Annotated in this window: 20 protein-coding genes; 15 read left to right on the top strand and 5 right to left on the bottom strand. The window is 27.1% G+C overall.

Going from position 1 to position 23,023, the window contains the following annotated elements; translation table 11 throughout:
* Window positions 1-3: 3 nt before the first annotated feature.
* Window positions 4-1,026, bottom strand: a complete 1,023-nt coding sequence (locus BABL1_RS03185; protein ID WP_023792319.1) for a hypothetical protein — start codon at window positions 1,024-1,026, stop codon at window positions 4-6.
* Between the two features lie 112 nt (window positions 1,027-1,138).
* Here BABL1_RS03185 and BABL1_RS03180 point away from each other — a divergent pair, with 112 nt between their 5' ends.
* The 7 genes from BABL1_RS03180 to BABL1_RS03150 all read left to right on the top strand — a co-directional run bounded on the left by BABL1_RS03180 (window position 1,139) and on the right by BABL1_RS03150 (window position 7,580).
* Window positions 1,139-2,365 (top strand): type II secretion system F family protein, encoded by a 1,227-nt coding sequence (locus BABL1_RS03180; protein ID WP_023792317.1) that lies wholly within the window; start codon window positions 1,139-1,141, stop codon window positions 2,363-2,365.
* A 31-nt stretch (window positions 2,366-2,396) separates the two neighbouring features.
* Window positions 2,397-2,825: a type II secretion system protein GspG gene (locus tag BABL1_RS03175; protein ID WP_023792314.1), complete on the top strand. Its 429-nt coding sequence runs from the start codon at window positions 2,397-2,399 to the stop codon at window positions 2,823-2,825.
* Between the two features lie 13 nt (window positions 2,826-2,838).
* Window positions 2,839-3,345, top strand: coding sequence for a type II secretion system protein (locus BABL1_RS03170; protein WP_023792311.1), 507 nt, complete (start codon window positions 2,839-2,841; stop codon window positions 3,343-3,345).
* Complete coding sequence (locus tag BABL1_RS03165; RefSeq protein ID WP_023792309.1) at window positions 3,299-3,766, top strand: type IV pilus modification PilV family protein; 468 nt, start codon at window positions 3,299-3,301, stop codon at window positions 3,764-3,766. Before BABL1_RS03170 ends, BABL1_RS03165 begins: the two co-directional genes overlap by 47 nt.
* Window positions 3,753-4,685 (top strand): prepilin-type N-terminal cleavage/methylation domain-containing protein, encoded by a 933-nt coding sequence (locus tag BABL1_RS03160; RefSeq protein ID WP_023792307.1) that lies wholly within the window; start codon window positions 3,753-3,755, stop codon window positions 4,683-4,685. The genes BABL1_RS03165 and BABL1_RS03160 overlap by 14 nt, the downstream gene beginning before the upstream one ends.
* Window positions 4,686-4,765: 80 nt before the next feature.
* Window positions 4,766-5,998: a hypothetical protein gene (locus BABL1_RS03155; RefSeq protein ID WP_023792304.1), complete on the top strand. Its 1,233-nt coding sequence runs from the start codon at window positions 4,766-4,768 to the stop codon at window positions 5,996-5,998.
* A 40-nt stretch (window positions 5,999-6,038) separates the two neighbouring features.
* Window positions 6,039-7,580 carry an MlaD family protein gene (locus BABL1_RS03150; RefSeq protein ID WP_023792302.1) on the top strand — a complete coding sequence of 514 codons (1,542 nt, stop codon included), beginning with the start codon at window positions 6,039-6,041 and terminating at the stop codon, window positions 7,578-7,580.
* Between the two features lie 15 nt (window positions 7,581-7,595).
* Here the strand turns inward: BABL1_RS03150 and BABL1_RS03145 are convergent, their stop codons facing one another.
* Entirely contained in the window at window positions 7,596-8,975 is a 1,380-nt protein-coding gene (locus BABL1_RS03145; protein ID WP_023792299.1) for a ubiquitin carboxyl-terminal hydrolase family protein, read from the bottom strand.
* Between the two features lie 189 nt (window positions 8,976-9,164).
* On the opposite strand from BABL1_RS03145, the gene BABL1_RS03140 reads away from it, so the two are divergent.
* Together BABL1_RS03140 and BABL1_RS03135 are read left to right on the top strand one after the other, a co-directional pair.
* Window positions 9,165-9,482, top strand: coding sequence for a hypothetical protein (locus BABL1_RS03140; RefSeq protein ID WP_023792297.1), 318 nt, complete (start codon window positions 9,165-9,167; stop codon window positions 9,480-9,482).
* 299 nt (window positions 9,483-9,781) lie between these two features.
* Window positions 9,782-11,704 carry an AAA family ATPase gene (locus tag BABL1_RS03135; protein ID WP_023792294.1) on the top strand — a complete coding sequence of 641 codons (1,923 nt, stop codon included), beginning with the start codon at window positions 9,782-9,784 and terminating at the stop codon, window positions 11,702-11,704.
* Between the two features lie 154 nt (window positions 11,705-11,858).
* Here the strand turns inward: BABL1_RS03135 and BABL1_RS03130 are convergent, their stop codons facing one another.
* The 3 genes from BABL1_RS03130 to BABL1_RS03120 form a co-directional block, all read right to left on the bottom strand.
* Window positions 11,859-12,368, bottom strand: coding sequence for a hypothetical protein (locus BABL1_RS03130; protein WP_023792291.1), 510 nt, complete (start codon window positions 12,366-12,368; stop codon window positions 11,859-11,861).
* A 225-nt stretch (window positions 12,369-12,593) separates the two neighbouring features.
* Window positions 12,594-12,971: a hypothetical protein gene (locus BABL1_RS03125; RefSeq protein ID WP_023792288.1), complete on the bottom strand. Its 378-nt coding sequence runs from the start codon at window positions 12,969-12,971 to the stop codon at window positions 12,594-12,596.
* A gap of 167 nt (window positions 12,972-13,138) precedes the next feature.
* On the bottom strand, window positions 13,139-14,116 hold the full coding sequence (locus BABL1_RS03120) for a hypothetical protein (RefSeq protein WP_023792285.1): 978 nt from the start codon (window positions 14,114-14,116) through the stop codon (window positions 13,139-13,141).
* 295 nt (window positions 14,117-14,411) lie between these two features.
* Here BABL1_RS03120 and BABL1_RS03115 point away from each other — a divergent pair, with 295 nt between their 5' ends.
* The 6 genes from BABL1_RS03115 to pilM all read left to right on the top strand — a co-directional run bounded on the left by BABL1_RS03115 (window position 14,412) and on the right by pilM (window position 23,022).
* A complete protein-coding gene (locus tag BABL1_RS03115) occupies window positions 14,412-15,107 on the top strand; it encodes a nitroreductase family protein (protein ID WP_023792282.1) in 696 nt (231 codons plus the stop codon).
* Window positions 15,108-15,220: 113 nt separating this feature from the next.
* Complete coding sequence (locus tag BABL1_RS03110) at window positions 15,221-15,706, top strand: hypothetical protein (protein ID WP_023792279.1); 486 nt, start codon at window positions 15,221-15,223, stop codon at window positions 15,704-15,706.
* 200 nt (window positions 15,707-15,906) lie between these two features.
* A complete protein-coding gene (locus BABL1_RS03105; protein ID WP_023792276.1) occupies window positions 15,907-16,869 on the top strand; it encodes an AAA family ATPase in 963 nt (320 codons plus the stop codon).
* 83 nt (window positions 16,870-16,952) lie between these two features.
* Window positions 16,953-18,077, top strand: a complete 1,125-nt coding sequence (locus BABL1_RS03100) for a PDZ domain-containing protein (protein WP_023792273.1) — start codon at window positions 16,953-16,955, stop codon at window positions 18,075-18,077.
* A gap of 23 nt (window positions 18,078-18,100) precedes the next feature.
* Window positions 18,101-21,394, top strand: a complete 3,294-nt coding sequence (locus tag BABL1_RS03095; protein ID WP_023792271.1) for a secretin N-terminal domain-containing protein — start codon at window positions 18,101-18,103, stop codon at window positions 21,392-21,394.
* Window positions 21,391-23,022: a pilus assembly protein PilM gene (gene pilM, locus BABL1_RS03090; RefSeq protein ID WP_023792268.1), complete on the top strand. Its 1,632-nt coding sequence runs from the start codon at window positions 21,391-21,393 to the stop codon at window positions 23,020-23,022. The genes BABL1_RS03095 and pilM overlap by 4 nt, the downstream gene beginning before the upstream one ends.
* The last annotated feature ends 1 nt before the right edge of the window (window position 23,023 follow it).

Genomic DNA, 23,023 nt, shown 5'->3' with positions numbered 1-23,023 from the left:
AATCTAATTAACAGTTTTTTGGTACATTCGAGCCTTAAATTCTGAATTGTATAAGCTCTTTTTAAGGTAATTAAGTTTAGATGTTATACAAATTTCTCTTTCTTCTAAAGTTAAAAATAATAAATTTTTATCTTCTAAATCTTTATTAATCTCTTGATAACAATCTAGATTTAATAGATCACCATATATAGATAAAAAGTAAGAAAATCTCGTAATCAAGCCCCAAAAAAGCTTATCTGCGTTATCTACATTCGTTAAGATTTTTGAAAATAATAATGATTCAACAAATTTTGATATTTGTTTGACTGAATTCCAAATAAACTTTTGATCTTTAGGATTCCAAATTAATTTAGATATTATTGTTGATAGAAATAGCATTAATTCTTGCTGTATATCAGATACTGACAAGTCTAAATTGTTATTCTTATAACCTTTATCATAAAGTAAATTATATACAGATACTGAAAAATCATCCATTATTTTTTCAGGATTCTCTTTAAGTAGCTCAAATTTATCAGTAAGTAAAAAATATAGTTCTTCTTTAATTAACTGAATAGCTTCTTCTTTTTCTTTTTTAATATCAAAATAAGGTTTTAGTAACTTAGGCAATTGTTCTAACAATTCTAGAAATGCATAACTATTTATGTAAGTAGTCTCTCCAAGTTTTTGATTAAATAAAGAAAGAACATTATAAATATACTTTCTTGGCAAAGTAGTTCTATTAGCATACTCAAGTAAAGTAATAACATGGGAAAAATTTAATGATAAAAATTTTTCTGCATAAAAATTATGATTATAGGTATGCTTTAAAAAACATATTATACTTGATTCCCTATATTGTGGTTGTTTAAAAAAATGCATAAGCATTTCTGAATTCAAATCAACATTTGAATATTTCTCAATGTAATTAATTTTTGATTGAGAAGATGAGGAGATTAGATAGAACATTTTTAAATAATTTGGTATAATTATTATTAGAATAATGTACATAAAAAATCGTTTTTGCATCTTTTTCAAAATTTTCATTGATTGCCTTTTAAATTGTAAAATTAATATAATTATTAATATAAGTTTAATTAAAAGTTAACATGAAAATTAATTATTGTTCAAGCTCAGATTAAAAAAAAGGAATTAATAGATGGCCTTATATTTTTATCAGGCATTTTCTAAAAATGGCAAAAGAGTTAGTGGTTATTTAGATGCATCAACTTTACAATCGGCTAAAGATCAATTAATAAAAATGAATCTTTATCCTACTTCAATAGAAATAACTAATCAATATGCCCCCAAAACGTCATTTTTTAAAAAAATTTTCAGACGTAAAGTAAGTTTAAAAGACCGTATTTTTTTTACCAAACAGCTATCTGTTCTTTTAAAATCAGGCATTCCATTACTTCAAGCTTTAGATCTTTTATCAGAACAAACTGAGGGAACTCTTAAAAATATAGTTATTGCTTTAAGAGACGGAATAAAAGAGGGACGGTCACTAGCTGAAGGTCTTCAAAAATTTCCGGAAGCTTTTGATTCTATATACATACAGTTAGTCAGAGCAGGTGAAGCAACTGGAAAATTAGAAGTTATTTTAGATAGACTTAATGAATATCTCACAAGAAGCGAAGAATTAAAAAAGAAAATTTCAGGTGCTTTAAGGTATCCAATAATTCAATTAGTTGTGATATTTGTAGTGGTATCTGCCTTGTTAGTTGTAGTAATACCATCAATCTCAGGAGTTTTTACTGAAGCTAACATACAATTGCCTATAGTTACTCGTATCGTATTGGGGATATCAAACATTTTTAGAAAATACTTTTTAGTTTTAATAGCTCTAATAGCTATTTTGTATCTTATATATAGAGCCTTTAAAGCAACTCCTACTGGTAAATACACAATTGATAACATAAAATTAAAACTACCTTTAGTAGGGTATTTTACTCGTGGTAATGCAATAGTACAATTTACTCGTACCTTTGGGATGCTTTTAGAAGGAGGCGTTAATTTACCAGAAGCTCTTGATATTGTAGTTAGAATTATCGATAATAAAGTTTTGGCAGATGCTTTAGAAAAAGCAAAAGAAAATATAATCAAACAGGGTAAAATATCACAATACTTAAAAGAAACTAATATTTTTCCAGCAACTGCTATATATTTAATAAATACCGGGGAACAAAGTGGTGAATTAGGACCTATGATGATATCAGTTGCCAAATATTATGAAGATGATTTAAGTGAAACAGCCGATAGTTTAACTTCATTATTAAACCCTATCATGATGATCGTAATAGCGGTTATAGTAGGATTTATAGTTATGGCTATTTTGCTACCGATTATGAAACTTACTCAGTCAATTGGTGAACAAATAAAATAATAATTAATAAAATACGTTGAAAGGAAGTAATATGTTATATGCAGAAAATAAAAGAAATAATTTATTAAAAGAAGGCTTCTCTCTTATAGAAATCATGATAGTATTACTAATAGGTGCTATAGTAGTAGGGGGCGCTTTTGCTGGATTTAGATATTTACAAAATGCCAGAGTTCAATCAACAAAATCTAAACTCGCAGCTCTTGATACAGCTATAGAGCATTATAATGCAAGTATAGGTGAATATCCACAAACTTTAGAAGAACTAGTAGAAGGACCACAAAAGCCTAATCTTAGAAGAAAATGGGCAGGAGAATTAGCAAGCCAAAACGACCTAAAAGACGCTTGGGGGAAAGAATTTCATTATAACTTAAATTCTAAAGGTAGTAATGTACCTTATGAATTATACGCAATGCATCCAGATGGAAAAACTCAAATATTTTCTCCTATATCCCAAGGATAATTAGAAATACATTATGAAGAAGGCTTTTACAATTATTGAACTTTTAATGGTTATGCTTATTATAGGACTTATAATGTCGGTAGGCTTACCTAGATTTACTTCAATAGGAACTAGCGAGTTTGATAAATTTTTTGCGCGCCTCAATAGTATAACCCAAGAAGGCGCGCAAAAAGCCCAAGAATTTAATGTGGTATATAAAATTTTGTTTAATATAACAGGAAAAAAAATAGAATTATTACCTATTGACGTAGAAAATGACAAAGATAAAAATAATACAAGAAAAAAGGAATTTGATATTCCAGATTTTATATCAATAGAAGATTTTTTAATTGATAACAAGAGTCAATTTACATCCGGTAAAGGTGAAAAAAGAAGTGCTTATTTTTTAATAAATCCTATGGGTATAACTCAGAATGTAAAAATAATCTTTATTAATAATAATCTATTTTCCAAAGATCCAAAAACAGGTAAATATGAAGCAGTTCTTAATCCATTTACTGCAGAATTTAAAATATTATAAAATAAGGCAACGATCTAATAATATCAAAACTGGTTTTACTTTAATAGAAGCAGTCATGGCTGTATTAGTATTAGGCATATCTTTTACAGTAATATTTGCATTTCAATCTAACTTATTAAAAAGAGTATTTAGCACACATGACTTTGTATCTCGAGCAATATATATAAAAAATTTCTTTGTAAACACAGATCTAGAAAATACCTACGAAAAAGATATAAACAAAAAAATAGATGATCCTGCTTTAGAGTTAAATTATACATCAAAGGATGTTAACACAATAAAAGGATTAGAAAAATTTAAAAATGTTCTTATTGAAAAATCAGAATTTAGTTGGAATTCAATATTTGGTAAACGTAAAGAAATCTTTATAACATTTAAATTTAATCCAAAAGAGCAAGAGAACAAAAGTGAAAAAAAATAAAAAACTTGGCTTTACGCTTATAGAGATCGTTACAGTAATTTTAATTTCTTCAATAATATCCTTAAGTTTATATCAAATGCTCAAACAATCCTCTAAAACCGTAGCAGAAGTTGTGCGTATTATAGATACAGACTTACCTATAATGCCTTTTTATAATCAACTTGAGCTTGATATAACAGGCATGTTTGCGCCAGAAAGTTCTATTGAGTCTTATGTACAAAAATTAAAAAAGGTTGAGGAAAATTCTAAAGAGAATAACGAAACAAAAGAAGAGTCCACAAATAGCGTAAAAACTGATATAGATCAAAAAAATAAGAAAGACGTTAACATTAAACCGGTACCTGAAGTCAAAGAAGAAAATAAAGAATTTATTAAAAATATATTTTATATAAAGACAAATCCAGGTTTCATTTTCTCTTTTATCACTACAGCCGGAATTCAAACTTTAGAATTTGATGGTTCATTAAAGCCCACTACATTTGTACGTCGCGTTGCTTATGCTTTAGAAACTGATGAAAAAATTCCTAATACGTTTAAGATAATTTATAAATGTGACTCAAGCAGCTCTTTACTTAATATTGAAAATATACAATCACCAAATTTTACGCCTTCTTATGAATTAATATCAGGAATAAAAGATTTAAAAATAAGATTTACAGTATTTGAATTTAAACAAAAAGAAGATGATGAGAATCAAGGAAATAAAGATCAAAAAAATGTTAAATTAACAGAGTGGCAAGAAGAAGATATATTTAAAAAATATCAAACTTTAATTCCTGCCTATATACTTTTTAAGGGAACATTAGTAGAACCAAACGGGGTAGAACATCCTTTTGAATTTGAATTTAAGGTCCCTACTTATAGTCCTTATAGAAAAAACACCCCAAATGTACAGTTTAAATCTTTGTTAAAAAATTAATATTTTAGATTGGTCAATACTTCTAATAATATATATAATTTGATAATAGTATGCGTAAATCACTAGAAAATAGGTTTAAAATGAAAAAATATTTCATAAGCTCAAAAAAAGCTTCTGGATATATATTAGTCTTAACATTAATAATGGTTTCTTTAAGCGTAGCATTTTTGACATCGATAGTACAGAAATCAATAAGCTATCAAAGACAAGTATATTTTAACTTAAATAAAGAAAAAGCAAGATTACTTGCATTAGGAGCTGTAGAGCTTGCTTTAAGCCAAGTTTCATTTAATTTTAATGAACCGGAAAAAAAATCTGTCAGCACAAATGATCAAAAAAAAGAATTGCCTAAAAACGCAGATAATAAATCTCAAGATAATAAAGAAGAAAGTAAAGAACAAAAATCTTTTGAAAAAGAATGGTTCAAGCAAATTGCTCCAATTATCAATAAATGGCAAACGATTGAGTTACCATCTGAAACAGGTTTAGAAGCACAAATAAAATTATATATATCTTGCGAGCAAGGTAAAATAAATTTAAATTATATCGCAAAGCAGATAGAAATAAAGGAAAAAAGACAACAACAAATTAAACCAAAAGAGGAAGATTCAGCAATCGCTATAAGCGCAGAAGGAAAAGTAGAAAAAATAGAAAGCGATACACAAAATCAAGAAAAATCTCAAGAAAAAAAAGTAGAAGGATTAAAAGAACCCAAAACTTTTATCACATCTATTAATTCTTTAATTGAAAAAAAGCTAAAAATTAATATTATCAACAATATAAAAGAGATCACCAAAGAAATTAAAAGACCTATAGAAGATCCAACAGATTTATTAAAAATAAAACAGTTTAATATATTTAAAAATAACATTTTCGTTAATCTAACAAATGAAACAAAAGAAAAAAAAAGTAAAGAAGAACCTATATATTTAATGGACCTTTTTACTGCAAGTTCAAATTTTGCTAAGATTAATCCATGGCTTTTATCGAAATCTTTGAGTAAAATATTAGAACTGAAAACAGATCAGGTCAATATGCAAGAACTTGTAAGTAAATTTAAGCCTAACACTAATTGGGATCAAGATTGGGATAAAATATTTGCTCCAATATATGGCAAAAGTTTTAATTCATTTGATAAAGAAATAACCAATTTGTTTGCATATAATTTTGATCCTAGCGCTTTTTCTGTTGTAGTTTATATAGCTTTAGGTAATACTAGAGTAAGATTGAATGCTTTACTTAAAAGAGATAATACTAATCAAACTGGTTCAAAAAATATAAAATTTAAGATAGCAAAAATCTATTGGTTTTAATTTTATTTTTATTTAATTTTATTTTTTATTAAGGATTGCTTTGCAAATTAAAAGAGAAACAATTGTAGGAACTTTTGTTTTAATATCACTATCTGCTTTCTTATATATGAGTTATAAAATAGGCTTCTTAAAAGTTAATAAAGGCAGCTATGTATCTTATTATATAGATTTTAAAAATGTATCTGGATTAACTAAAAAAGCTGACGTTCGAATAGCTGGTGTAAAAGTGGGATGGGTTGATTCATTTAAATTAAGCGATAATGGTTCAGATGTTATTACTAAAGTTATGATACTTAAAAATTATAAATTAGGCTATGATGCTCAAGCATATATTAGACAAGATGGTCTACTTAGTATCAAATTCATTGATATAGTGCCTGGAAACTCACTAACTAGGTCATTAGAAGAAGGAGAAGTATTTAATAAGAATTTAACACAACCTCAACTTTCTCTTGAAGATCTATTTATTTCTTTTAATAAAGTTGCTGAAGATATATCGCAAGCGACTAATTCGTTAAAAATGATAATTACTGATAAAGAAAATATAAGTCAAATTAGAGATACTATTAAAAATGTAGCTAATGCAACTAAAGCCTTTAAATCAATATCTGATAAAGTTCAAGAAACAGTTAATCAGAATAAAGAAAAAGTTATTGATATTATCGATAATCTTGATAAAGCAACAACTGATGTTCCAGAAATTATAGATACAGTAAAAGAAGTTTTACCTCAATTATCTCAAGATACTACTACTTTAGTAAGCAAAATTTCGCAAAAAACGGATATGTTCTTAAATAAGTTTGAGCATACATCTAACTCTATACAAAAGGCAGCTAATTTAATAACAGATTTAGGTTACAAGCTTACTCAACATCCAATTCTTACAAAGATCATTACTAATGAAAAAGAACCTATAATTAATAACTTTAACGAAATAATATCAGGCGCAAGAACCTGTGTTGAAGGATTTAGCAATATAACACTAGGAGTTGATAATTATTATCAAGCTTTTTTTTGTCCCGATGGACATAAAAACTTTGAAGCTCTTTTAAATTTTTGGTTTCATCCAAATGATTACTTTTATTTATTAACAGGTACCACTTTTTCTAAAGATGGACTCGCTAAACAAAGGAAAGTAAATCTATATCAGAATCCCCAAAATGGTTGTCTAATTAATTTAGATCCTAATGATAATAGCATTAAAAATTGTTATAAACTTTCAAAAAGAAAGTTAAACACTTTCTTGTTTAATATACAAACTGGAGGGTACTTTTATAATTATTTTGGTTTAAGAATAGGTCTTTTTAGATCAACTCCAGGACTTGCATTAGATTTTTATATACCAATTTTTAAGGATCGTATAAGATTAGTATCAACTTTTGAAGTATTTGATTTAACTGGTAAAAACCATTTTATTAAAGATACTAACAAGCCACAATTAAGATTTATGAATCGGTTATTTATATCTCCAAATTTTTATATTTCTTTTGGAGCTAATGATTTTGCAAGTAAACCTAATACTTCAGGATTCATAGGCTTAGGTATAGATTTTGGCGATACTTTCTTTAGGTCAAAATATTAAAAGTAGCTAAATTAGCTACTTTTTTAATTCTTTGATTCTATTATCTAAATTAGTTATCTGCCAAGACAAATTACTTAAATCTCTTATATTACTCTCTAGCGGCCTAGTAATAACAATTTTAGGAGCTATTTCTGTAATATCTTGAATATCTCTAACAATCCACTCTAAAGTTAAAAATTGATCATTAATACCGTTGACAAAATTGTTTATAACCATATCTTTATTTAAATTTTTATTAAAACTTGTTAAATAGGCGTCTATAATATCTAAATCATAATATTTTTGTAATTCATCTAGCAACCATTCTTTTGTTATCTTTGGAGGATATAATATATCTAAAACTTGAGGTTTTTGCTCATAAAATAATAAATATGGTGTAGGATCTTGATGTAATTTAGTTGCTTCATCAGTAGGATGGGCTATATTCATTATATTATCAATAGATACGGGCGTAACCCTAGGATCATCACAATAGTACCAATGATTATTCTTTTTTATATACGCTGAATAGTGAGCTCCCTCATAATGATGCATTACAATAGCGGCTAAATCATATATTGTTTCTTGATTTTTAGGAGCATCTGTAGATAAGTACTTACTTAAATTTAAATTTTCTACCGGAAAAGCCACACTATTATATATCTTCCTATTATCATTTAATAGATCCCATCTTCTATATTGAATATTCAATATTTTTGGCAATTTAACTATTTTTTTTTGCAATTCTAATTCTTGATTTATTCCCTCTCTTTTAACAGTTATTTCTTCTGGACCAAAATATTTATCTAAACATTCCTCAAGTGTTTTACTTATATTTCCAGTTAACAAATCCTGTATAGGAAGGGATAAAATATCGGTTAATTCAGCGCCTGCAATATAAGTTTTACCAGACTTCGTTTTATAGGTTCTACTAATTATTATATCAAATAAATCACTAATATAAGTTTTAACCTTATCGTTAAATGGAAATCCATATCTAATACTTACGATATCTTTATTTATATCTTGATTTTTCAAATGATCTAATAATATAGATAAAAGTTCTTGAGCATCGCCTGTAGCACTTTGAGGAAAAATAGGCTTTCCATTTGGCTTTTTTAAACTCCAAATTTTAGTACAAAAATTTAATGGAGCAAAACTCTCTCTATGAACTTGCTGCATAACATTATACTGTTTTAAAAATGCTATGTATTCTCGAGCCACAGTTCCCTCATTATAAATATTACTATTTTGCATGAGATAATTAGTCAATTTATCGATATTATAAAGAGACTGAAGCAAAGAATTCATAAAGCAAGTATTTCCTTGATTGTTAAGCCCAATAGGATTTTGAGAAAAGACACTATTATTTATGCTGACCAAAAAAATCAAAATAGATAACAATTTATATAACATTTTTACACCATATTTTAAATTAAACAATAACTTATTATTAATAATTGTAATTTATTTTCAACAAATTAATCAATAATTACGTCTAAACTAACATAATTATTGTATTTAAAATTGAATTTATTTAATAACCTGATAATATATTAATTATAATAGAAAATAACAATCTTGATTAAATTAATGGAGAAATTTATGCATATTAATAAATACAAACTTACTTTACCTAATCTATTCTTAATGTTGAGTTTCGGCTTAAATGCTATGGAACTATCAAAAGTAAAGCCTGCAAATATTACTCAAATCGATGTAACATCTCAAAACCCTCAATCAGGAACATGTGGTTATCATGCTCTTTATAATGGTATAATGATTGCAAAATCTTTAAAGAATTCTTCAGATCTACAATTTTTTAATAAAGAAAATTTTAATAACAGATTTTTCAAAGATTTAAAACGGATCTGGAAAGGACAAGTTGTTGAACAAAGAGTTAACAAAGAGTTAAGGTTTTAATCAAACAGTTTATAGTAGATTATCTCTTTAAGAATCTTATTTTAGATAAAGAAATAGTAATTCAAAGACCTGATTCAGGAACCTTTTATGAACTTAATCTAAGTCATGAATATGTTAAGCTTATTCCTATTGAGCAAATAGAAAATTGTGAGTATTCAGAAGAAGAAAGAAAAGCAATTTGTGATATTATTGTCGAAGTTGCTGATAATATAATCAATAAAAATATTTATCGTTATGCTGGAGATATTTGTCGTTTCTATAAAAATAGCTATGGAATATTTAAAGCATTCACAGAAATAATGCTTGATAAAACAATAAAGGGTATTCCCTTTTATCAAGAGAACAGATTCTATACAAAAATAAGAAGAGTCTTTTATATAAACGGCCATGTTGAAAATGATAATATCATCGTTTGCGAACCCCGCCATAGTTTAGATACCGAAAGATGTCCTTTAGCTAATTATAAAATCGATTGGTCTAACATATCAAAAAAAGGACAAGCTTTAGAATCTTCTAAACCGGGACATTGGGTTTCTAGTAAAGAAATAGAATATCTAATAAATATTCTTTTAGATAAAAAAAGAAGTTCTAGCTCTTTTTTACCAGAAAATACAAAAATATTCTGTCTTGAGGGAGATATTCAAGACTTATTTAATTTAGAAGACAATTTAAAACAAACAGCAATAGAATTTAAAGATAATGCTTATGAAGGCACTACAATTTTTATTCTATATTATCCCCAACATTGGGTAACTTGCGTTGTTGATAAAAAGAAAAACGAACGTCCTAGATTTATATTTGCTGATTCACTTAATATCGATCGTACTAAATCAGATCAAGCTTTTCAGTTAATTGGAGCACTATCTAACTTTAATTTTGTTCAAGATAAATTTATTCCACTAAATTTACTAGTAGAGAATGAGAAAATTTCAGAATTAGAAAGTACTATCGAACTGTTAAATAGTAATTTAAAAGACTTAAGAGGCTTATGGCTATATGGCCCAGCTAAAACAGGAAAATCAAGCTTAGCAAATAGTTTAAGTAAATTAACTAATTGGCCTTTAAAAAATATTAATACTCCAAAACATAATATTAGCAAATCAATTTCAGAATCTGATAGGATCAAAGATAAAAATATAAAAGAAATTGTTCAATTTTATAGTAATTTTATAGGCGAATTACTTAATGAAATAAACCAAGAAAATAGTCCGACTATATTATTTATTCGCCACATAGATAAAATAAAAGACTTATATAAAAAGCAAATTTTCAAACTTTTTGCAAAAATGTTAGAAGATAATAAGAAAAATAATAGATTATTTATTATGTTTAGTTCTAATACTAATCCCGAAGAATTGGCTCAATATTATGACTTTAGTGATTTAGTTGATTATATGAAAATAGATTCTCCCGATTATAATAAGAGATTAAAAATAATAAATTATTATATTCAGAATCTTTTATATAAAAATATACTTATTAAAGTAAATAAAAATAAAAGAACATTCTCTTTAGAAGAAAAATTTATTAGAGAAAGTCATAAAGAGATTTTAGCTACAGCAACAAGAGATTTTTCTTGCCAAGATATAGCTGATATGATGCAAAAAATTGAGACTGCTATTAAAAAAGATTTAAAAAACTACGGCAAAAATTCAATTTTTTATAGGATTTTTCACTGTATAGATAGTAGAAATAGATCAACCTCTACTACAATCAAAATTCTAACACTGGGTGCTATAGGATTTTCAATTTACAATTTCAAACCTTCTATAAATAGAGTTATAGGCAGTCTTCTGGTCCTTACCGGTATAGCATATCATCAAAGTTCTGATTTATGGTCTATAAATGAATATGAGAAATATTTACAAGCTTATTATGAGATTCAAAAGTACCAAGTAGAAAACCGTAAAAAAATAAAAATCGCTAAAAATAAAATGCAACAATTAACAAAAGCAAAAGGAACCAATCAAAAGAAATCTTTAATAGTAGAATCAAAGGATGCATACAGACAGGGTATTATTGATTGGGCAAGAACAAATGCAACAAGTCATATGGATAAATTAGTTAACTTCACTGCAGATTTTGTAATTAATGTTACTAAAGCTTTTTATAATATTATAAAAAATTATAATAATCAAAATCCTGGAGTAGCAATTCCAGTTATACAAACTCAAAATAATGCATACAACATAGTAGCAGCCCAAGAAGATCGAAGTCAATAATAAAATCTTAAGCATAATGAAAAGACTTTCTATTTAAATAGAAAGTCTTTTCATTATTAAACTGAATTTTCTAAAATTTCTTGAATTTTGATTACCTATAATATTACTTAAATTAACTCAAATCTACTTCTTTAAAAATTGAATTTGTGTTATATTATTTAAAATTTTTATAAGTCAATATGGCAGTTGCTGCTCCTACAGTTCCTACTGCAGTTATTTTAGCATAACTTTTAATCTCGGGTGAAAGAGTTGAATGAATCCGTTTTATCGTTCGATAAATATTTTCTCTATTATTATAAGAAAATTCTCTTATATTATTTAAATTCTTATAAGCCAATATAGCCGAGGCTGCTCCTACAGTTCCTACTGCAGCTGTTTTAGCATAATTTTTAAGCTTAGTATTTTTATTATCGTTAAAATTATCTTTTAACTTCTTCAGTTTACCTGATATATTTTTATAATAACTTTCTAAATTAAAAATGACATACGGAACAACTACTGAAGCAGCTCCTAACGTTATATCTAAAGCTAATTCACAAATTGTATCCCTTTGGAATAAACCTTGTTCAACCATTTGTTCGCAAAGTACATTATCTGCACCATATATAGGAGTTAATAACGTTAATAAGGAACCTATTAACATTATCTTTTTTAAACTATTCATTATTTATTCACCTCCATAATTATCAACCTTAATAATTTTTTAATAATATTACCCCATTAAAAAATTATTTTAATAACAATCCAATGTAATAAAAAAAGATAAAATTTTTGATAAAAAATAGCATCTGGCGATGCTTTAAATCTTGAGTATAATAGACATTTAAGTATAATTAATTTTCATTAAAGCTTTTCCTAGTTTTAACTACTTCTTCTTATAGGCTTTCTATTAAATTCGCTTATATCGCATTATATTATTTAAATTTTTATAAACCAATATAGCAGGTATTACTCCTGCAGTTCCTATTGCAGTCATTTTAGCATAATTTTTAAGCTTAGTATTTTTATTACCATGGAACTTATCTTTTAAATTTTTAAATTTATCTGATATATCTTTATGATGAAAATCTGCAATACGAAAAATCAAATGTAAAAAAATTGAAACATCAATTCCTATCATTGCCCATAAAATTAGATCTCCAATTTTATCCTTTTGAAATAAATTTTGTTCAACCATTTGTTCGCAAAGTACATTATCTGCACCATATATTGGAGTTAATAACGTTAATAAAGAACCTATTAACATTATTTTTTTTAAACTGTTCATATTTTATTTACCTCCATAATTATCAAACTTAATAATTATTTATATTTATAAGTCTATATTTACAGAATATATCCTAAATATTTATTTGCAAATGCTTAAACGGTATTAAATTTAGGATATAAAAACAATTAATTAAATAAAAATTTAACAAAAGAGATATTTTGAAATTAGATAAGATTTAATTTTCTCAGATGTTTAAATTGACTTATTTTATGCTCAGCAAGCCAAGATAAGAAAGTATTTTTAATAAACAATAATCTATTAAGTCTTTCAGGAGCTTGGTCATAAATTTTGGTATTATAAATAAAAAATTTACGAACTTTTGTTTTATGTAAAAATTTTATCATTCTGATATAAGTATTTATATTATTAATTTCAGTATCAACATCTTTAATAAATGTACTAAGAGGGGTTACATAATCAGTCATGTTTCCTATTTGAGTATATGTGTTTTGTATATCTTTTAATAAATCTTGAGCAAATATAGCTTGAGGTACTCTATAAAGTTCTTCCATAGTACTATTTAAACGCCACTTTGACCAACAATTTTCATTTGCTAATTTATAATTTAAGTAAATTAACTTAGCATTTATTAAAATATAAGAAGAGGTAAGAGCTGTCATAGTTACTTTAAATTTATTGTTCTTAATCCAATCTATTATCAGCCCAAATTCTTTTTTTGCATAATCTGTTATAGCAGCAATATTAATATTATTATTAACATTGTGATTTAGATTATTATTTTGCAAATTTAATGCATTAGTTAACTTGTTACCTTCTTGCATATTAACATTAAATATATTAATAGGACCCTTTTGGATTTCTTTTAATATACGATCAAGCAAATCTCTAATCTGCTCTAAAGTTGTCTTATCATTTATAGTCATATTCTCCTTAATATGAGCAATCGAAGGACCAGTCTCAGTAATACTTACAGGAGAAGGATCCACTTTAGGATCTTCCTGCTTAGTACCAAAAATAACTTCCCACCAACTCTTGGTCTTGTCATAATCTTTAGGCTCATTAGAACCATAACAATAAGAATATTGACTATGCGGATTCTTAGGTTTAGGAAAATTACCAGAGATTACTACGCTATTTTTAAATAAAATTATTATAATTAAAATTAGTATATTTTTTTTCATATTTTATGTTAATTATGTAGTTTTTACGCTTAATTATAATTTACTAAAAAATAAAATTAAAAAGCAATTATAAATACAAAAAATTTTGTCAATTTGATTATTTTGTATTAATTTATAAAAAAATAGTACATATTTAGATTATTTAACTATATTGATATTTATAAAGTGTATGTTAATATTTGATATATTTTATCACGAAATAAAATACTATTAAATTAATAGAAAAAAAATTTAATCAACTGAATAATCAATTAAATGATATTTTAATAAATTAGATAACAGAGGTAATATAAAAATGAAAGCACTTTTAATAAAGAATTATATATTTTTTTTAATCTTACTTTTAAGCTTAATATTTGCTATATTTTGCATAAAAAAATTAGCTAATTTTTATCAAAATAAAAATCATATAAGCAATCGAAAATCAGAATATCCAGTTTTAGATGTAATTATTAATCGATGGTCATCCCGAGCAATGTCAGGTCAAGAAATAAGTGATCAAGAACTAATGTCTTTATTTGAAGCTGCTAAATGGGCTCCCTCTCCATTTAATAATCAGCCTTGGCGCTTTATTTATGTAAAAAGAGATTCTTTAAAGTGGCAAGATGCTCTTTCACTACTTTATCCAGGCAATAGGCTATGGTCAAAAGATGCAGCAGTTTTAGTCTTAGCTTTATCTTATAAATATTCAGGACCTGATAAAAAATTATCACGAACACATTCATTTGATACAGGTGGAGCATGCCAAAATTTAGCAATACAAGGCTGCTATATGGGCCTAGTTGTCCATCCTGTAGAAGGATTTGATTATGAAAAAACAAGAGAATTTTTTAAGATCGATCCAAATTATGACATTGAAGTAATGTACGTAATAGGAAAGCCAGGTAATCCAGAAAGCTTACCACAGAATTTAAGAAAGCTTGAACAAAAATCCAGTAGAAAAACTATTGCTCAATTTGTATTCAAAGATGAATTTAATGATAAAATTTAAAAACATCTAGATTCAATAATATAAATCTAATTTTGACACCATTTGAATATAATTTTTTAAAAGCTATAATAAATTCTATATAAGTTTAATTAACTTAAATTTTGGAGTTATTTATGGAATTTAAAAAAATTATATTTTTATTATCTTTAATTACCTTTTATTCAATAATGGCTGTTCCTAATAAAGATGAAATTTTGAATCTAATTGAAAAAAGAGAACATGAAAAGATAGTAAAATTAGTAAAAGAATATAATTTGCTGAAGAATAATAAAGATAATTATTTAAAAAAAGTTCAAGATAATTTACAAAAGTCTCAAGAAAAAAACTATCAAGTAAATAATTATGAAATAAACAAATCACGATTTATCAACAGCATGAATTCTTTAATATATCTATCAATCTCTGCGGCCTCCGGGTATGCAGCTAAAGGCGCTTGGAATGAAGGTAAAAGGGCACCAGCGATGATACTTTCAGGGGTTAGCGCTTTTCTAGGTTGTAAAGGTCTAAATCAACTTAATAAGATTATAAAAGCAAAACAGGATTTGACCGATTATTATAAAGATCTTGCTATTCGTGAAGAATTAAATAAATTGCTTTAATCATTGAATCAAAATAAAAAAAAGCGTTGTTTTAAAACAACGCTTTTTTTTATTTAAAAATTAGCCTATTCTTTAACATATCTTTTCCAACAATATACTATTTTCAAGACTTCTTTAATTTGGTATTGATTTCTTTTCTACACATAGTAATCTTATTAGGAACTCAAAAATAATCAACCCATAACCTGAAGGATTGATCGATGTTGGATATAATTTCTCAAGAAAGCAATAAGTTCCAGCATTTGCTAGATGAAGTACATAAAACAATTATAGGACAAGAACAAGTATTAACTTTTATGATACTTGGCACTCTATGCAATGGACATATTCTGCTTGAAGGAGTCCCAGGCGTTGCAAAAACAACTATGATTAAAGCACTTACAAAAGCAATGGGTCTAACCTTTAAGAGAATACAATTTACACCAGATTTGTTGCCATCAGATTTAATAGGCACATTAATCTATAATCCTAAAAATCAAGAATTTGAAACAAAAAAAGGGCCTATCTTTGCTAATTTAATTTTAGCAGATGAAATAAATAGAGCTCCAGCCAAAGTACAAGCCGCACTTTTAGAGGCTATGCAAGAACAGCAGGTAACTATTGGCTCTACCACCTATGAACTTGACAAGCCATTTATAGTTTTTGCTACTCAAAATCCTTTGGAACAAGAAGGTACTTATAGATTACCTGAAGCCCAATTAGATAGATTTATGTTTAAATTAAACGTAGATTATCCAACAATGGCTGAAGAAAAGACTTTATTAACCAGAGATCAAAATATAGAGACATTAAACAAAATAATTGAGCAAAAAGACATTTTGGATCTGCAAGAATTAATTGGAAGAATTTATATAGATCAAAAGATAATAAACTATATTACCGAAATAATATTTGCAACAAGAAAACCAGAATTTTTTAAATTACAAGATATAAAAAAATATATAACATACGGAGTTTCCCCAAGAGCAACTTTAGCTCTTGCAATAGCATCTAAAGCATATGCTTTCTTTAAAAAAAGACACTTTGTAACTCCTGATGATGTAAAAACAATAGCTTTACCGGTTTTAAGACACAGATTAATTTTGACCTATGAGGCAGAAGCAGAAAATATTAATTCTGACCAAATTATAAGAAAAATATTGGCAACCATACCCGTACCTTAAATAAAAAAGCAATAATTGTTCTTGACAAAATTTGATTAAGAGGAGATATTGTCTGAGGCATTTATTGTTAAAAGGAAAAGTGAATGAAAAGCCCGTTGTGGATCGTAAATAGCATCTTAGTTATACTATTAATTGCAATTATAACTTTCATAGGTTTTTCTTTAAAAAAAATAGTAGAACCGATTAATGTAACTCAAATTACACCTACAAAAATTAAAGAATTAACTAAGGAAGAAAAACCAAAGCCCAAAGATATAAAATACATATATCAGGGCAATGACCTCTTTGGTACATATAAAGCAATAACAGATAATCCACAACCTGTAAAAGTACCTGAAGTTCCTAATCCACCTACGCCAAAACCACTAGCAACGCCTGAGGAACCACAAGTGCAATTTTTAGAGCCATTACCAATTAAAATCTCGGGAATAATTTCTGGATCAAGTGAATCAAAATCGCAAGTAACCGTTGTGAATAATAAAACTAAAGAAACAAAATCGTATAAAGTAGGCGATAAATTATTTGATGCTTATATCATAAGAATTTTCCCTAGAAAAATTCTTGCTCTAAGATCAAATGGACAACAAGATAGCATATACATGTATCAAGAAGATGCTGAACAAGAAATTAAAGAATTACAAGATTCATCATGGACAGATGTAGTCCATCAAATCTCTCCTGAAACATTTGAAATAAATAAAGATAATTTCATAAAACGCGTATCCAGCCTTGCTCAACTTATTGATATGCTAGATACAACCACTGCTTTTGAAAAAGGTAATAGTATAGGCTGCAGAATTGGCAACATGGATAAAAAATCGATAGGTTATTCTTTAGGATTATTACCCGGAGATGTAATAACTTTAATTTCTGATATAGAGCCTACTACAACCGAAAATCGAATTAAGATATATAATATCATTAGTCAAGCAAAGCAAGACGATATAATTAAGATTGAAATACAGCGAAATAAAGCTAAAATAACTTTAGAGTATCATATAAAAACTAACACAGAAATTAATAAAGAAAATAAAGAACAGACAAAGATTGCTCTAAATAATAAAGAAACAAGATTAATAGATACTATTAAAACTGCTAAAAGAAAAAACAACCTGAGTTCTTCTATTAAAGAAATAAAAAAAAGAGACAAATATGCAATGACCAAATATGGCGGCAGAGAATCGATTTTAAAAAATTTGTCCCATTAAAAAATTAGGCTAAATAAAATCGCATGAAAATAAAAAATAGATCAATATTTACTTACTTTATATTACTAAATGTATATTGCATTTCAACAATAGCTCAGTCAGAGCAAATGACTGAGTCTCATACTTCTTTAAATAGTACTCAAAATGCAACAAATATAGAAGACAATAAAAAGATAAATATACCTAGAAAAAAAATTATAAGAAAAACAAATACAAAACCTTCAACTCAAACAAAAACTGCAAAAACTGATAATAAAACTCAGCCTAAAGAAACTAATATTAATAAAGCTACAGTAAACACCACAAACAAGGTTGATACTTCAAATAATATTACAAGTATAATACCGAGCGCATCCACAGAGAATTCAGCAGTAAATGCAACCTCAATTACAACTGTAAGCCCAATCCCAAAAATCGAAACTCCAGTAATAGATAATAAAAATTTATCAACTGCAGTTATAAAAGATACTACAGATCTAACAAGTAAAGCTCCTCAAGTATCAATTGCTGATAAACCTTCATCAAATACAACAACCATACCATCAACTCAATCAACAGTTACATCAAATGTACCAACCGATACAGCAAAGAGTGATAATAAAACGGTTTTAAAGGAAGTTAATACCAAAGAACAACCTACTTCAAATACAACATTGACTAAAAAGTTAGATAATAGACCAAAGCAAATAAATAAAAATTCAAAACTAAAAAAAAATAGTATTGTAAGTAAAAACACAAAAACGATGGCAGATATACCATTAAATGAATCTTCTAAAAATCAAAGGCCATCAAATAGAAGAGTAAAGAAAAAAATAGCAACTGATCTTATTTTAACTAAAGATAAAAATAAATCAGAAATACCCAAAAAATTATCTATGGCAGATATACCATTAAATGAATCAGAATATAAAAAACAAGAGCAGGAAATATCTGAAACCATTACCCCTGATCTTTCTCATCCTCCTGAATTGAATAGCCGCCTTATAGAGCAAAAAGATAGAAGACTACAAAAGAATATATATCTTGCTAAATATATGGAACCATGGCGTGATGTTAAATCTGACGAACCAATTCAAATAAATTTTGAAAATCAAGAAATAACAGAATTATTAAAATTTTTGGAAAATAATTTAGATATAACATTTATATTAGATGATAATGTTGGTCCTAAAAGAGCAGAAGGTCTCAAACCAATTACTGGAAATAAAATTACTTTTAGATCAAATACCCCATTAAATTTAAAACAAGTATGGGATTTAGGTCTGACATTTCTTGAAATGTCAGGATATTCTGTTATTCCTACTACAACTGAAAGAACCTATCGCGTTACAGCTTCTCAAGGAAAAGGGTCTGCCAATAGCGAACCTTTACCAACATTTATATCAACTGATGATAGCTTACTGCCAGACAGTGATTTAAAAATAAGATACATTTATTTTGTAGAAAATGCTGATCTTGATGTTATAACTAAAATAATAGATAGTTTAAGAAGTAATTCTTCTGCAGGAGTAATAAAATTTCCAGAATTAAGAGCCTTAATTTTAACTGATAAAGCATCTAATATAAGATCATTACTTAATATATTACAGGAAGTTGATAAAGTAGATACACCAGAAACATTAGCAATTATTAGATTAAGACATGCAGATGCATCAGATGTAGTTAAATTATATACAGAACTTGTAGGAGCAGAAGAACAAAGAACTCCTTTTGGATTTAATCAAAGAAAGAATCCAAGCACTCATTACTTTACCAAATCAACTAGAGTCTTTGATGATCCAAGAACTAACTCTCTAATAATATTAGGAACTAAAGAAAATATTAAAAAATTTGAAGACTTTGTTACTAGTTATATAGACAGAAAATCACAATTACCTTATGCTCCAATGCATATCTATTCTTTAAAATATTTAGATTCTACTACTATTGCAGATATTCTTAATAAATCAATACAAGAGTTTAATTCTGATCCAAGTAGAGCAAAAGCAGCTCAAGTAGGTGGCGTTAGAGATGGAAGTAAATTTTTTAAACCCAGCGTAAAAATTACAGCAGAACCTTCAGGTAATAGATTAATAATTAACGCTGATTATGAAGATTATCTAAAATTAAAAGAATTACTTGATGAATTAGATATAGAACAACCTCAAGTTGCCTTAAAAGTATTAATCTTAAATGTAGATTTAACTAATGCAAAAGAATTCGGTTCACAAATTAGAAACGATATAGCTTGCTGTGATAAAACTGGGGGAACAACTTCAATATTAGGTCCAAATATTAACTATCAATTTGCTGGTCTAAATGGAGTAATAACTAGAAATACTGATAATGGTACTGCAGTTTCTGGAGCAGAAAGATTACTAGGAAATTTAATAGAATTAGCTAATTTTTCAAGTACAAGTTCTAGCGGTCTTTTTGGAACTGGAAGCACATTAGTAACGCTAGGACAAGACCTTTATGGTTTCTGGGGACTTTTAAGAATCCTTGAATCGATTGCAAGAGTAACGGTAGTTGCTAATCCATTTTTAGTAACTACAAATAAGTACGCAGCTGAAGTAACCGTGGGAGAAACACGCCGTGTGTTATCAGCAGTAGTACAAGGAGGGAGTGCATCTCAGCCAGCTTTTGGAAACTTGGATGCAAATCTATCAGTTAAAATAGAACCCCAAATAAGCTATGATGATATGATAACTCTAAATATCTATGTTGAACTATCGCAGTTTACGACTAGTGGTGAATTACCAACACGTTCTACAAGGCAAATAAGTAGTAGTGCTATAGCAGCCAATAAAGAAGTAATAGCTTTAGGTGGCCTTGTTCGCGATACAGTTCAAGATCAAGAATATAAAGTTCCTATTTTAGGAGATATACCACTTTTTGGTTGGTTATTTAAAGCAAAAACTCAAACTATAACACAAAACAGCTTATTAATATTAATTTGTCCGGAAATCATAAGACCTACCGATTATCAAATTGCTCAAGAATATACTGAATACCAATTAAATGATACTAAAGAAACTCTTTATAGTATGGAACATTATGCTGAAAGAAGAGATCCTATTCATAGATGGTTCTTTAAGGATCATTTAAATAGAGAAATTTCTGAGATTGATAAATTCACAAGCAGAAAATCAAGATACGTTTCAGATACTGAAAAAGAGATAGAACGTGAACAATCAGTTAAAGAACCAAAAGTTAAGCAGTTACTTGCAATGAATAACGAAAATTCTACTAATTCAAAAAACAAGAGTCTAATTGATATAATTAAAGAAGATTCTCAGGAATTAAAAGATAATAAAGCAAATGGAGTACTGACGTGATATCAGACGTAATAATACCAGAAAAAATTGGTTCTTATTACCTATTTTCGAAAAAAATTGTTGCCATTGATATAGGACGAAGTGAAATTAGAGCAAGTATAGTTCTTGCACAAGGACATAAACGCACTATTTTAAGCCTAATAGAAGAAAAAATAGAAAATAATTCTAATCTTGATTATCAAGAACGCGTAGTTAATGCATTAAGGGAACTAAAAATAAGATTAGGTCAGTATGATTATCTCTTTGCTTCTTTTTCAAGTGCTTCAGTAGTATTTAAAGAACTTACTTTACCATTTGTAGGAGAGAAAAAAATAAAAATGGTTGTGCCCTTTGAAGTTGAATCTCTTTTACCTTTTACACTTGATCAAGCAATAGTAGATAATATCATAATAAATGAAAATAAAAAGGAATCACAAACAGAAGTACTAGTTGCTGCAGTAAAAAAAGAGTACATAGACCAATATATTAATCTATTTAATCAAGCTAATTTAAAATTGGATAAAATAACTATAGATATACTTGATCTATATGGACTTTATATTTCTATACCTAATTATCAATCAAAAACAAAAAACGTAGCCTTAATAGATTTAGGACTTAATAATACACGCTTGGCTTTACTAATAGATAATCAACTTAAGTATATCAGAATTATTCCTCATGGAATTAAATCTGCAGCTCAAAAAATTCAAAACAATTTAGAAAACGATCTAAAAATAGATTTAAACGAAATAGTAAATAATCTAGTACGTTTTGGGATTAATTTAAGCGAAAGTGAATCATATCAACAAATTACTAAAAATTCTTTAATTGATTTATTTTCCGAATTACAATTTACTATAAACACTTATGCAACTCGATTAAAAGCAAATCAAGAAATAAAATTAATAATAATAACCGGTATGGGCGCAGAAATACCAGGAATTAAAGAGTTAATACAAAATACAATAAACATAGAAACTGACGTTTTAGAGACAAAAAAGATAATCCATAATGGCAAAATAACAAGTAAAGTTAGTTCAATTCCTAATAGCTTTTTAATAAGTATTGCTACAGCGCTTGCTCCGTATATAACATCTAATTTTAATTTATACAAGTCGCAAGAAGAATCAAAAGAAAATAGACTTATAATAACACAACTAGCTTCTATATTAGGCTTATTATTATTAATAATAAGTAGTTTTTCTCTTTATTCTTACTTAAGAGTCAGAAAATTAAAAAGATCAGTATACGATGCTCAAAGTTCTGCAATACAAGAACTTAAAAAAAATTTCCAATTAAGAGATGTAAGAGACCTAAAAGACGCTAATAAAAAAGCCAATGCTGAATTACTTAAGCAAGAAAATGCCTGGCAACAATTATCGGTTAAAAATAGATATTCTATGCTTAAATATTTATCAGAACTTAGTAAGTGCATCAATCCTCAAGAAATCCAATTAGATTTATCAAGCATAGATATAAAGAATAATAAAATAATATTGTATGGATCGGTACCTGGCTATCCTCAACTATCTAAATTACAAAATCAGCTTAAATGTCCTCTATTTAAAAATCCACCAAGATTACAAGATTATAACTTTAAGGCTGAACCAATAATACTTAATGTAACTGATATTCAAGAAAGTTAGA

The organism is Candidatus Babela massiliensis (genome assembly GCF_000513475.1).
Taxonomy (GTDB): Bacteria; Babelota; Babeliae; order Babelales; family Babelaceae; genus Babela; species Babela massiliensis.
This window is presented reverse-complemented; position numbering and strand designations above follow the sequence as displayed.